13 protein-coding genes and 1 riboswitch are annotated in these 13,411 nt (G+C 44.5%); of the genes, 11 read left to right on the forward strand and 2 right to left on the reverse strand.

The window, feature by feature from the left end:
- Positions 1 to 85 precede the first annotated feature (85 nt).
- Complete coding sequence (locus tag B4G94_RS11505) at positions 86 to 1,039, reverse strand: hypothetical protein (RefSeq protein WP_286858976.1); 954 nt, start codon at positions 1,037 to 1,039, stop codon at positions 86 to 88.
- A 127-nt stretch (positions 1,040 to 1,166) separates the two neighbouring features.
- On the opposite strand from B4G94_RS11505, the gene B4G94_RS11510 reads away from it, so the two are divergent.
- The 4 genes from B4G94_RS11510 to B4G94_RS11525 are packed head-to-tail and all read left to right on the forward strand — an operon-like array spanning position 1,167 to position 4,364.
- Positions 1,167 to 2,384, forward strand: coding sequence for a hydroxymethylglutaryl-CoA reductase (locus B4G94_RS11510; protein ID WP_286858977.1), 1,218 nt, complete (start codon positions 1,167 to 1,169; stop codon positions 2,382 to 2,384).
- A 2-nt stretch (positions 2,385 to 2,386) separates the two neighbouring features.
- A complete protein-coding gene (locus tag B4G94_RS11515; protein WP_286858978.1) occupies positions 2,387 to 2,968 on the forward strand; it encodes a CDP-alcohol phosphatidyltransferase family protein in 582 nt (193 codons plus the stop codon).
- A 2-nt stretch (positions 2,969 to 2,970) separates the two neighbouring features.
- A complete protein-coding gene (locus tag B4G94_RS11520; protein WP_286858979.1) occupies positions 2,971 to 3,681 on the forward strand; it encodes a phosphatidate cytidylyltransferase in 711 nt (236 codons plus the stop codon).
- A gap of 11 nt (positions 3,682 to 3,692) precedes the next feature.
- On the forward strand, positions 3,693 to 4,364 hold the full coding sequence (locus B4G94_RS11525; protein ID WP_286858981.1) for a diacylglycerol/polyprenol kinase family protein: 672 nt from the start codon (positions 3,693 to 3,695) through the stop codon (positions 4,362 to 4,364).
- Positions 4,365 to 4,448: 84 nt separating this feature from the next.
- On the opposite strand, the gene B4G94_RS11530 is transcribed toward B4G94_RS11525, so the two are convergent.
- Positions 4,449 to 7,088: an alpha-L-rhamnosidase gene (locus B4G94_RS11530; RefSeq protein ID WP_286858982.1), complete on the reverse strand. Its 2,640-nt coding sequence runs from the start codon at positions 7,086 to 7,088 to the stop codon at positions 4,449 to 4,451.
- Between the two features lie 231 nt (positions 7,089 to 7,319).
- A riboswitch (TPP riboswitch) is annotated at positions 7,320 to 7,415 on the forward strand.
- A 61-nt stretch (positions 7,416 to 7,476) separates the two neighbouring features.
- Between B4G94_RS11530 and thiS the strand changes: the two genes are divergently transcribed.
- The 7 genes from thiS to B4G94_RS11565 are packed head-to-tail and all read left to right on the forward strand — an operon-like array spanning position 7,477 to position 13,352.
- A complete protein-coding gene (thiS, locus tag B4G94_RS11535) occupies positions 7,477 to 7,683 on the forward strand; it encodes a sulfur carrier protein ThiS (RefSeq protein WP_286858984.1) in 207 nt (68 codons plus the stop codon).
- A gap of 46 nt (positions 7,684 to 7,729) precedes the next feature.
- Complete coding sequence (gene thiC / locus B4G94_RS11540; protein WP_108632031.1) at positions 7,730 to 9,544, forward strand: phosphomethylpyrimidine synthase ThiC; 1,815 nt, start codon at positions 7,730 to 7,732, stop codon at positions 9,542 to 9,544.
- A complete protein-coding gene (locus B4G94_RS11545; protein WP_286858986.1) occupies positions 9,541 to 10,152 on the forward strand; it encodes a thiamine phosphate synthase in 612 nt (203 codons plus the stop codon). Before thiC ends, B4G94_RS11545 begins: the two co-directional genes overlap by 4 nt.
- On the forward strand, positions 10,104 to 10,736 hold the full coding sequence (gene thiE / locus B4G94_RS11550; RefSeq protein ID WP_286858987.1) for a thiamine phosphate synthase: 633 nt from the start codon (positions 10,104 to 10,106) through the stop codon (positions 10,734 to 10,736). Before B4G94_RS11545 ends, thiE begins: the two co-directional genes overlap by 49 nt.
- A complete protein-coding gene (locus B4G94_RS11555; protein WP_108632034.1) occupies positions 10,733 to 11,503 on the forward strand; it encodes a thiazole synthase in 771 nt (256 codons plus the stop codon). The genes thiE and B4G94_RS11555 overlap by 4 nt, the downstream gene beginning before the upstream one ends.
- Positions 11,504 to 11,512: 9 nt before the next feature.
- A complete protein-coding gene (gene thiH, locus B4G94_RS11560) occupies positions 11,513 to 12,637 on the forward strand; it encodes a 2-iminoacetate synthase ThiH (RefSeq protein ID WP_286858989.1) in 1,125 nt (374 codons plus the stop codon).
- A gap of 4 nt (positions 12,638 to 12,641) precedes the next feature.
- Complete coding sequence (locus B4G94_RS11565; RefSeq protein ID WP_286858991.1) at positions 12,642 to 13,352, forward strand: HesA/MoeB/ThiF family protein; 711 nt, start codon at positions 12,642 to 12,644, stop codon at positions 13,350 to 13,352.
- The last annotated feature ends 59 nt before the right edge of the window (positions 13,353 to 13,411 follow it).

Raw genomic sequence — 13,411 nt, forward strand, 5'->3', positions numbered from 1 at the left:
TTCCCGCCCTAGGTACAAGAAAAGCCCATCAGTCGATGGGCTTTTCTTGTTTATAGCTTTTTCTCCAACGCTCCCCTCCTTCGCCTTAAATTTCATTATCCGAACTTACCCGTGCTTTATAAAGCTCAATCTTTTGATAAACCTTGTTAAAAAACATTTTCTTGTCCCGCGTTCCGGCCGTATTTAACAACCTTGAATTTTTAAGCTGATGCTGATAAAAATTTGAAGCATGTTGGCAAGTGTCTTTATCATTTGTAATGAAATACCCCAACATCGTATGGGGAACAAATAGCGACTTTCTGTCTTTGTTTCCAACTAAAACATTATTGTTTAAGATCAAGAGTTCGTGGTAATATAGTTGATACTGATCGTTATTCGGGATACATTTTTTTTCCAATGAAAACACCAACTCCTTGATCTGGTCACAGAGGGTCTTCCCATTGTCAGCCGTCAATAGACCCGCTTGGGAAAAATACATAATCTGCTGTAGTGTACTATTGATCGTGGTATCATTCCAGATCTCTTTCACTCTGATGGACGAATAATAATCGTTCAGCTTTTGCCCCCTATTGTCCATTGGTGTTTTTGACAAAAACGACTCAAAAGAAACCTCCAACTCATCCGGGCTCAATAAATTAAGCCAAACATACCGCTTAAAACGAGATAATAATCCTGTATTTATCGTATAGAAGATCGGTATATCCTTGGCAGAATAATACAGGAACGTCTCAAGATTAGGCTTAAATTCTGTTAAAGACCTAAAGGAATTTTCGAGGTAATTTGACAGATCATTGAATGACTGAATTTCTGTTGTCCTTTTCACTAAAACATGATCACTGTTCTGAAACATCTTATCCAAAGAAAGTGAAAAGTGATTCGCTAGCTGCACTGTCTCCTCTATTGAAAATTTACTCTTCATCGAAATTCTCCGGTGTGCCGCATCGTAGCTGATATCAAGTGCACTTGCTATAGCCTCGATGACCGACCTCGTTGCATCTATTTTTCGTTGTATTTCCTGGATCAGCTTTTCTTGATACATAGATCTATTGGCTTTTGCGATTATCACAAAAATAAAAATATTTTTTATTGTTTACCACAATTTAGAATGCGATTATCACAATAAATTTGTTAGACAAAACAAAAAGTCATTTTATTAAAATCTGCATATGAAAACATCGCTAAAAATACCTCCGCAATCAGTTGATCAAGCTGAAAACTTATGTGCTTTACCTTTTTCGTCGGAGATTAGCACCAAAGGAACGGAGCAACTACGGTGCTACCTAAGCGAAAAAACGAACCAGCAATTTCCTACATTGACCGATACAAAAATCGACCTATCGCTACTAAATGGAAATATTGAGAACTTCATTGGTATGAGTCAAGTGCCAACAGGGATTATCGGTCCGTTAAAAGTCCATGGAACTGCTGCCAACGGCACATACTATGTCCCATTGGCCACCAGTGAGGGGGCGTTGGTTGCTTCTTATCATCGTGGAGCAAGGGCCTGCCTGCTGGCAGGAGGAATCACATCGATCTGTCTAAAAGAAGGTGTTCAGCGAAGTCCCGTATTCAAATTTGAAAACCTAAATGATTTAAGCCTTTTCGTTTCGTGGTTCCTTGCTGAGAAAGACTGTCTTCAGGATATCGTTAAGAAAACAAGTCGTTTTGCAAAATTAACGGACACAAAAATCCAGATTGAAGGCAATCATCTGACCATCTCATTTGAATATTTCACCGCAGATGCGGCGGGACAAAATATGGTCACCATCTGTACAGATGCTATCTGTCGGTTTATTGTCAGTCTCTGCCCAGTTAAGCCTACGCACTGGTTTATTGAGGGGAACAGTTCCGGCGACAAAAAGGCTACGGCAAATTCCTTCAACAATGTTAGAGGTAAGAAAGTAACGGCAGAAATAGAACTATCGGCCAGCATTGTATCGGAAGTACTCAAAACATCCGCCGAACTTGTGGATAGATACTGGCGTAGCTCCACCATGGGGATCATCCAAAGCGCTGCCATAGGCGCGCACGGTCACTATGCCAATGGACTGGCAGCCCTATTTTTAGCTACAGGCCAAGATGTTGCCTGTGTAGCCGAAGCTGCTACCGGCATCACAAGAATGGAATTAAATAAAGATGGATCACTCTATGCCAGCGTCACCTTACCAAACCTGATCATAGGGACTGTTGGCGGAGGTACAAATCTCCCTACTCAAAAGGAATGTTTGGAGATCATGGATTGTTACGGAGAAGGAAACTCAATAAAATATGCCGAGATAGCCGCAGCCCTTGTACTTGCAGGCGAACTATCTATTGCTGCGGCCCTGTCAGCAGGCCAGTTTACGCAGGCACATCAAAAATTCGGCAGAAAAAAAACAATATAAAAATGGAAACAAAAAAAGAAAATAGATGGAATGTGCCAAATGCACTTTCCATTTACCGCCTACTAGCATTACCTTTTATTAGCTATGCCATATTAATTGAAAATAGGAATCTCTTTATATTATTATTGTCTATAAACCTTATAACGGACATACTCGACGGATTAATCGCCAGACTATTTAAACTTCAGACAGAATTTGGAGCTAAACTGGATTCGGTTGCGGACATAGGAACATACCTGATGGCCTTCATGGGAATGATAACACTGGAAAAAGCTTTCGTAGCGACTTATAAAATCCAATTTATGATTCTTATTGTCTTATGGATCGTTCCACAAGTATATGCACTTATCCGATTCCAACGGTTCCCCAGCTTTCATTTATGGTCTTATAAAATAACTGGCTATTTACAGGGCATATTTATCTTTAGCTACTTCGTACTAGGATTTCATGCAATCTATTTTCATTTGATGTTGATCGTGAGCTATCTGGCTTACCTGGAGGAATTAATTCTAGTGATTACCTTACCAAAGCTGCAATCCAATTTGAAGAGCATATTCCTTATCCAACAACAAAAAGAAGGTTGACCATGTATCTGTTTATTGCGAATATATTGCTATTATTTTTTGGAATAGGTGCTTTAGTTACACTGTATCTCAATAAGGACAGTCAAGCTGATCGAGCCAAAGCGCGTTGGTTAAAACTCGGAGTTTATTTTCTAGTGCTAAGCTTGGTGTTCTCGTCCATTTATTTTGAACAAATAAAACTCCTGGCTATTTGCATTGGCATAGTCGGTATTTATGAAATTTTTAAAGCCCAATCATTTTCCAAACGACCAGTTTTTTTCTTCTATTTTATCTTATTTATTTACCTCATTATCCTATTGGCATTCGTTAAGTTCTGCTATCAGATACCAACAGAGCGTATTTGTTTCGTCTACTTTATAGTCGTCACCTTTGACGGGTTCAGCCAACTTAGTGGTCAATTGGTGGGAAAACGAAAACTTATCCCAAAGATTAGTCCCAACAAAACTTTTGAAGGTTTAATTGGAGGTTTGATATTGGCAGTATCGGCCAGTCTTTTCCTTTTTCATTACATCCCTTTTTCAATTGGATTAACAGTATGGACAGCAGCGCTCATTTGCATTTTTGCGCTCATTGGAGATCTCTTAGCTTCCTGGTACAAGCGCAGATGTCAAATTAAGGACTATAGTCGATTAATTCCGGGACATGGTGGAATATTGGATCGCTTCGATAGCTTTATGTTCTCCGGAGCAATGTATTGGTTAGTTTATTTATAAAAAATATGATCATGAAAAACGACTTATCAAATATGCTTCTATTGGCAATGCTATTTTTGCTTCTATTTGCCCTTTCTGAAATTTTATACCACCGCTTTAAGATTAGAGTTGAATTCACAAGAAAACTCGTACACATAGGTACGGGCATTATTTCACTGTTATTCCCTATTTTACTTGCAAGTCATTGGTCAGTATTATTTCTTTGCGGGGTATTTGCAGTGATTGTGGTCCTATCCCTAAAATTTAATTTATTGCAATCTATTCATGCTATTGACCGGAAATCTGCAGGTAGCCTAGCCTATCCAGCCGCAGTCTATCTTTGCTTTGTAACTCAGACCTATCTGGATGATCGTAACATTTTCTATTATCTCCCCTTGGCTACCTTAGCCATCTGTGATCCTATGGCCGCATTATCTGGCAAAAAGTGGCCGCTAGGCCCTTATATGGTTCTAGGCGCAAAAAAAACTGTGTTAGGATCAATTGCTTTCTTTATCAGTGCGATTGTTCTGACCTTTTTTATCTGGAAATACGCTCATGATTCGAGTCTCGACTTTCAGGAACTCACTATAATAACCACGATTGCACTCATGGCTACATTCGCTGAAGCCCTGAGCAAAGATGGCTATGATAATTTAACCATTCCACTAAGTACAATCGTAAGTTTATATATCTTACTTCCCTAAGCACGCCCCTTTTCTTCGTATCAAATGCCGATTATATTTGCCAATAGCCAAACAAGAGGCGGACCGAAAGCGGATCCAGGCCAATTATTTCAATTCCAAATTGAGGTTATGTTTCCCTGCCTCCAATTGGATTACTTTACCATTGCGGATATTTGCTGGCGGATAAAAGGTTGCGCTGGCATTTGCCGGTATCTCCACCTGATATTCGACCTTATCTCCGTTCGATTTCCAGCTGGACACAATGTTTCCGTAGGGCGAATTATAAGTAATAGAGGACTCCTTGAGCTCCTTCGGAAAAATGGGTTTTAATAGCACATGTTTAAAACCAGCCTGCGCCGGATCCGGCAGAATGCCGCCAATGGACTTAAAAAACCAGCCTCCGATTTCACCAAACATCATGTGGTTATCAGAGATATCCCGCGTGGCGTTCAGATCCCAGTTTTCGAGCAAGGTGGTCGCCCCATTGACAATCCACCATCCCCAGGAGGGATAGGTATCCTGTACCGCGACTTTATAGGCCGTTTCGTCATAGCCGTTATCCTTCAATGCATTCAAGAGTGCTTTCGCCCCCAGCACCCCAACATCCAGATGAAAATTGGTCTCTTCTACCTTGCTATTTAGGTTGGCAGCGACTTTGGCTTTCATCGCTTCTGGTACCACGCCCCAATATAAAGGTACACTTAGCTCGGTCTGTGTTCCCGTGCTGTAAATCCCCTTTTCCGTATCCAAAAATTTAGCGTTGATGGCATCTTTGATCTTTTGGCCTAATTGTTCATATTTCTGCTGGTCGGCTGTTTTTCCAAACATCTTTGCAGCGGAAGCCAGTATCGTTGCATCGACGTAAAAGTACACCGATGAGGTAAGTTCAAGATTAGACTGCGATTTGACCGGTACCCAATCCCCCCGACCGAAGGTAGTCAGTCCACTGGGACTGATTCCGTCCACGTAATCCACATAACGTTTGATATTGTCATAACATTCCGCCAATAAGCTTGCATCGCCGTAAAACAGATAGGTCTGCCATGGAATAATAGCAATGGTGCTTGTCCAGTCCAAGCCATTTGCCGTACCGTACCCCCAGCCCCCAGTGGGAATGATATCCGGCAACACACCGTTTTCCTGTTGCTCGTCCCGATGGTCGGCCATCCATTTCTCGTAAACCGTGATGCCATCAAAATTATAATAAGCTGTTTCAATGGCGAGGTGACCATCCCCTGTCCAGCCATTTTTCTCCCGCTGCGGACAGTCCGTGGGGTAGCCCATCAAATTGGATAAGTAGGCGTTATTGGTTGCTTCCCATAATCCATTGATCAGGGCAGAGGAGGTTTTCAGCTGGCCAATTGGGCGCACATCGCTATGCATAAAATAAGCCGTAACAGCCGACTTGTCCAACACTACCGGTTCACTGCAGCTCAGTTCGACATAGCGGAAACCTTTATAGCCAAATTTCGCCATAAATTCATCCTCCTTCCTACCGCTCAGCGTCAGAATATCAGTTTGAAAGGGCTCCAGTTCTTTATTCCCACGATAATAAACATCAATATTCGACTGGTCCAAGCGTCCATTTGCATGCAATCGTTCACCGTGTTTGATCCTGACCACAGTTCCGGCTTTCCCCTGCATCTTGATCTTTGTCAGGCCAGCCATATTCTGTCCCATATCAAAGACATAGGTACTGTCATTGATCTTTTTCATTGATTTCGGTTCATACGATCTGACCAGGCGTATGGGTACCGTCTGTTGTGAGACAATGTTTGTGGAGGGTGGGGTCCGATACCGAACAGTATGCCACTGCGTGTCGTCAAAGGTCGGCATATCCCATCCCGGCATCTCCAGACGGGCATCATAATGCTCGCCCGTATAGATATTGTTGTAGCGGATAGGTCCTGCAGCAGTTTTCCAGCTTTGATCCGAGCTTATGGTTTCCTCACTGCCATCCTGATAAACAATGCGCAGGTCCAAACAAAATGTCGGGCGGTCACGCCAGGGGGCTTTGTCAAAATCCCATACCGCCAGAGGCTGATGATTATACCAGCCATTTCCCAAGACAACGGCGAGGACATTGTCACCCTGTTGAAGTTGCCGGGTGACGTCTTCCACCACATATAAAGTACGTTTATCAAATCGGGTATACATCGGATCCAGCCTGTGATCGCCGATTTTTTCGCCATTTACCGATAGTTCATAAAGTCCCGCCACAGCAACGTAAGCACGAGCCGACTTGATCGGTTTGGCAGCTTTAAAAGTTCTTCTGAAATAAGGTGCAGGCTGTTCATGGATATTGTGGTTATCGCTAATCCATTTTCCCTTCCAGTGCTCCACTCCCATCATACCGGTTTCGAATGAAGCAATGGAAGACGTGCTTGGCCGTCCATTTTTATCCCAGACCAGGACTTTCCAAAAATATTTTGTCTGCGGTTTCAATGCCCGTCCCTTATAATGGATCAACATGTCGGAATTTAACTGCTTTCCACTATTCCAGCTACCGGCTTTATTCTTCACCAATGCCATTGAATCTGTGTCCACCATAATTTGATAAGCCAATTGCTTTGCGCCCTGCCGTTTATCAGCCAGTTGCCAGCTCAAACGGGGATTTTGCCTATCTACACCCAATGGATTTTGGAGATGCTCACAGCTAAGCGCAATGGGTACACATTCTTTTCGCTGCTGTGCATATAGGACTGTGCCCATGCACAGCATCGTCATCAGTAAAGTCTTCCGCATAGTTGGTTTATACATGTTGATTTCTTGCTTTTCCCACAATAGAATTGAATTTACATCCTGAACGATCATGGATGGATTCAGCAGAAAAACAAGAGGTGTTAAATTGTTTTAGTTGATCCAAAAACGAATATATTAATTATTTTCAACATTGTAAACTATACTGTCCTGTTGGGAAGTATTTAAAATTAATGACGATGTTTTGGATTTTTCATCAAAATAGTCCTATATTAGTTCCAACTTTAGGGGTGTCTGCATGTGCAGGCTGAGATTTTACCCTTATAACCTGATCCAGATCATACTGGCGTAGGGAAAAGTAAGCTGTCTTCCGGATACATTACTGTATCTTGTTGTGGCCATTCCTAAAGTTTTACCAAAAAAATAAAAAGGAATGGAACTTACAATCAATCATCACATCCGATTTTTCGACCCCGCGCCCAACTCTTTAGCCGATCTTTTACAGGTTGAGCTTTCCGGTAAAACACAAGGTGTCGCTGTAGCACTCAACAACCAGGTTATTCCCAAAGACGACTGGTCCAAAACCCACCTGCAATCCAGCGACCAGATCCTGCTTATTACCGCTACACAAGGTGGTTAACTCCCCATGGAACATATTCAAATCAATATACCTAATTCCCATGCACATGACATCAGAAAAAATCACACAGACCGCTTTTCCAAATTCCACCAAGGTTTTTGTCCCCGGAACGCTTTATCCTATCCAAGTGGCTATGCGTCAAATTTCGTTGAGCCCTACCAAATTGAGCAATGGCCAGATCGAAGTAAATCCGCCCATTACCATATACGATACCTCAGGTCCCTACACAGACGGGACGCAGGAAATTGACATCCGCAAGGGGCTTCCCCGCCTTCGGGATCAATGGATCCTGGACCGCAAGGATGTGGAACAGCTGGAAGGCATCAGCTCGACTTACGGTCGGGAACGTCTGGCGGATACAACACTGGACGAGCTTCGATTTGCCTACAGCCATAAACCCAAGGTTGCGGCGCAGGGAAAAAATGTGACACAATTGCATTATGCCAGAAAAGGTATCATTACGCCTGAGATGGAATATGTTGCCATTCGCGAAAACCAACGGATAGCACAGCTGGCTGATAGTACCCCCGGTATGGATCATCAGCATCCGGGCGAGAACTTTGGCGCCCGAACTGCCGGGAAATATATTACACCGGAGTTTGTCCGGGAGGAAATCGCTGCCGGCAGAGCAATTATTCCGAACAATATCAATCATCCTGAAAGCGAGCCGATGATTATCGGCCGTAATTTCCTGGTAAAAATCAATGCCAACATCGGCAATAGTGCGGTCAGCTCCAGCATTGAAGAAGAGGTTGAAAAAGCAGTCTGGGCCTGCCGCTGGGGCGCCGATACGATCATGGATCTGTCTACAGGCAAAAATATCCACGAAACCCGCGAATGGATTATCCGCAATTCACCCGTGCCGATAGGTACTGTCCCGATCTATCAGGCGCTCGAAAAAGTGAAAGGGGTTGCCGAAGATCTCACCTGGGAAATATTTCGGGATACGCTGATTGAACAGGCTGAACAGGGTGTCTCTTATTTCACCATCCATGCCGGTGTCCTACTGCGCTACATTCATTTAACAGCAAAGCGCGTAACCGGTATCGTATCAAGAGGTGGATCCATTATGGCCAAATGGTGTCTTTTTCATCATCAGGAAAACTTTCTTTATACTCATTTTGAAGAGATCTGCCAGATCATGAAGCAGTATGATGTTGCTTTTTCGCTCGGTGATGGCTTGCGTCCGGGCGCCATTGCAGATGCCAATGACGCTGCCCAGTTTGCCGAACTCGAAACCCTGGGTGAGTTGACAAAGATTGCCTGGAAACATGATGTACAGGTGATGATCGAAGGGCCGGGCCACGTTCCTATGCAGCTGATCAAAGAGAACATGGAAAAGCAGCTGGAATGTTGTGACGAGGCGCCATTTTACACCTTAGGCCCCCTGACCACTGATATCGCACCGGGATATGACCACATCACTTCGGCTATTGGAGCGGCAATGATTGGATGGTATGGCTGTGCCATGCTCTGTTATGTAACACCAAAAGAGCACCTTGGACTCCCCAACAAAAAAGATGTGAAAGATGGGGTCATTACTTACAAACTGGCTGCGCATGCTGCAGATCTGGCCAAAGGCCATCCTGGAGCACAGTATCGCGACAACGCCTTGAGTAAAGCGAGATTTGAATTCCGATGGGAGGATCAGTTCAACTTGTCATTGGATCCCGACACTGCCCGTGAATACCACGACGAAACTTTACCTGCAGATGCTGCCAAAGTAGCCCATTTCTGCTCCATGTGCGGACCGAAATTCTGCTCCATGAAAATTACACAGGAAATCCGGGATACCGCCGCACAGGGCATGTTGGAAAAATCACAGGAATTCATCGCCCAAGGAAAGGAAATCTACTTATGATCATTGCGTTGACAGCAGCGGAGGAAGTTGCTTCGGAAATGGACATCATACATCATCTCTTTGAACAGGGGCTCGATCTCCTACATCTGCGAAAATATCATTTCACAGATGAGCAGATGTACCGGTATGTGGCATCTATAGATGCCACATACCACGATCGATTGGTTCTCCACTCCCATCCGCAGCTGTCAGATGCACTTCAAATCGGCAGAATTCACTTCAATGAACATCATCGGCAAAGCGGCCAGTTCGACCGGCATCACTTCGGGAACATCTGTTCGACTTCGGTCCACCATATCAGTCAGTTCAATGCCTTGGACACACACTGGAATTATGCTTTTTTAAGTCCCTTATTTCCAAGCATCTCAAAAATAGGCTATGGCCGCGACAATGCTCTATTGGACCAGCTGCCACTACGGTCCAATTTTGATGTCCGCTTAATTGGTCTGGGAGGGATAACAGCCGCAAACGGCCTACTCCCCATCCAGGCAGGAGCAGACGGGATCGCCTTATTGGGCGCCCTATGGCAAGATCCTGACCCTATTCAACATTTTATCACATGCAAACAGCTATGCTCGAAAAACTACAATATATCTCCCAGGGACTGACTTTGGCAGACCAAAAGAATAACATCTTAAAAGCTTTGGATGCAGGTGCCACATGGATTCAGATTCGATGGAAACAAGCGGATGAATCTGCATTCTCGCTGCTTGCGCAGCAAGTGCTACAGGTTTGCCAGCACTTTGGAGCCAAATGTATCATCAATGATCATGTGCAGCTAGCAAAGGAGCTGGATGTCGATGGTGTACACCTTGGCTTAACGGATTGCGGTATAGCAGAAGCTCGCCAGTTGCTGGGAGCAGCAAAGATTATTGGCGGGACAGCAAATAGCCTGGAAGATGTGCAACAGCGGATCGCTGAAAAATGTGATTACATCGGACTCGGCCCTTATAAACATACTTATACAAAACAAAAGCTCAGTCCGCTATTGGGTATTGCCGGATATGAACATATCATCCGGGAAATCCACCGGCAGGAGCTTACTCCTGTTCCGATCTTCGCTATCGGTGGGATCAGCAGCCTTGAAGACATCCAACGCTTAACAGAGACAGGAGTTTATGGTGTAGCGGTATCAGGATTGATCACGCAGACACCAAATATTATTTCATCCATTAAAAATCTTTTACCATGAGCACACTACACATAGCCAATCGTAGCTTTGAATCCAGATTATTTATGGGGACGGGCAAATTCGGCAATCTAGATGAAATGAGCGCGGCCGTTAGGGCTTCCGGCTCGCAGCTCGTTACCGTTGCACTAAAACGAATCGATCAGCTCGCCGTGCAGGACGAATTGACGGCTGCACTCGACCTGACAAAAATAGACTTACTTCCCAATACTTCGGGTGCCAGAACAGCGGCGGAAGCGGTTTTAGCGGCCCAACTAGCCAGAGAAGCGCTGGAAACAAACTGGGTAAAACTAGAAATTCATCCCGACCCCCGCTATCTGCTACCTGACCCGATTGAAACTTTGCGTGCGACAGAGGAGCTGGCAAAACTGGGCTTTGTCGTCATGCCTTATATTCATGCAGACCCTGTACTTTGTAAACGTCTGGAAAACGCAGGTACTGCCGTTGTCATGCCCTTAGGTGCACCGATCGGTAGCAACAAAGGACTTCGTACCCAAGACTTTCTGGAAATCATTATCGAGGAAAGCAATGTCCCCGTAATCGTTGACGCCGGAATTGGAGCTCCCTCTGATGCTGCTAAAGCGATGGAAATCGGTGCAGATGCCGTGCTGGTCAATACGGCAATTGCCATTTCCAATAATCCGGTAGAGATGGCCGCAGCATTTAAGCAAGCAGTCAGTGCCGGGCGCAAGGCTTATGAAGCAGGATTAGGCCCCATTACTTCGCGGGCAGTCAGTTCAAGTCCGCTAACTTCATTTTTATTCGATTGATCCAACACCATGACTGATTTTAAAGAGCTACTCGCGCAATATCGCTGGGAAGAAGTCCAAGCAAAGATTTATGGGACCTCGGATCGGGATGTCCGCCATGCATTAAACCGGGATAATTTGACACTCGACGATTTCATCGCCCTTATTTCACCGGCCGCAACACCTTATCTGGAGCAAATGGCTGTCAAGGCACAGCAGATCACACAACGGCGCTTTGGCAAGACGATACAACTCTACGCGCCACTCTACCTCAGCAATGAATGTCAGAATATCTGTACTTACTGCGGGTTTAGCATGGACAACAAGATTCGCCGCAAAACGTTGAACAACACTGAATTGTTACTGGAAGCGATGGCACTCAAATCCATGGGGGTCAATCATGTACTATTGGTCAGCGGTGAAGCAAACAAGACCGTGGAAATTAATTATTTCCTTCGGGCGATTGAGCTGCTTAAACCTCATTTCGCCCAAATATCCATCGAGGTACAACCTCTTGAATTAACGGAATATCAATTGTTACAGGCTGCGGGTGTATATGCAGTTTTAGTGTACCAGGAAACCTATCATCGGGAAGTATATAAGACATACCATCCCAAAGGCAAGAAATCGAATTTTGATTACCGTTTGGACACTCCGGACCGCATCGGGCAGGCAGGTATCCATAAAATCGGATTAGGGGTGTTACTCGGACTGGAAGACTGGCGTGTGGACAGCTTCCTTACCGCGGCCCACATCGCCTATTTACAAAAAAACTACTGGCAGACCCGGTACTCCATTTCCTTTCCGCGACTGCGGCCAGCAGCTGGTTCGGTCACTCCCAATTTTCATCTTTCGGACAAACATCTGCTGCAATTGATCTGTGCTTACCGGTTATGGAATGAAAACCTGGAGATTTCCATTTCTACCCGGGAAAATGAAAGCTTTAGAGATCATATCATCCCTATCGGGGTAACAACAATGAGTGCAGCTTCCAAAACAAACCCCGGCGGGTATGTTGTTGATCCGCAAGCCCTGGAGCAATTTGAGGTCAGCGATGAGCGGGATATGGAAACCATAAAAAATCAAATCCGAAAAATGGGATACGCACCTGTGATGAAAGATTGGGAAAGTACTTATTCAGGACTAATTCGCTAAATGAATGAAAGAGGATTTTATTTTCGAACGCTACAGCCGACAAATCTTTATCGAGGAAATTGGTGTTTCGGGACAACGAAAAATCATGAATGCCAAAGTACTGATCGTTGGAGCCGGCGGGCTGGGGAGTCCCGTATTGCAATATCTGGCAGCTGCTGGCATTGGCGTGCTTGCTTTGGCCGATTTTGACCGGGTAGAACTACATAACCTCAATAGGCAGGTGATCCATGGCGAAAAGCAACTCCATAAAACCAAAACCAGCAGCGCCGCTGACTTTATGCAACAGCACAACAGTACAATTGATTTCCGGCCCATACAGGTTAAAATCGATATTGACAATGCAGCAGAAATTCTTCGACCTTATGATATCATTGTGGATTGCTGCGACAACTTTAAGACACGTTACCTGCTCAATGAGACCTGTCTAAAGCTTAATAAACCTTTAGTCTATGGAAGTATACACAGATTTGAAGGACAGTTGGCCGTATTTAATTATCAGGGCAGTAAACATCTCCTCGACCTGTTTCCCTCAGTTCCTCCCCCCGAACAGGTGCCCAACTGTGATAAAAATGGTGTGCTGGGTCCTTTACCGGGTATAATAGGGAGTATGATGGCCATGCAGGTACTCAAAATGGCCGCAGAGCTGCCTGTAGACACTAATCAATTGACCCTTGTAGATACGCTTCATTGGCGTTTTTTGAAGCTTTCTTTTTAAAATATGACGTAACGAGCTCACCTGCCGGCGGGGAGCTCCTTATTTATCATGAAAATTCA

Origin of the sequence: Sphingobacterium sp. UBA7625 (assembly GCF_002484085.1) — a bacterium.
Classification (GTDB): domain Bacteria; phylum Bacteroidota; class Bacteroidia; order Sphingobacteriales; family Sphingobacteriaceae; genus Sphingobacterium; species Sphingobacterium athyrii.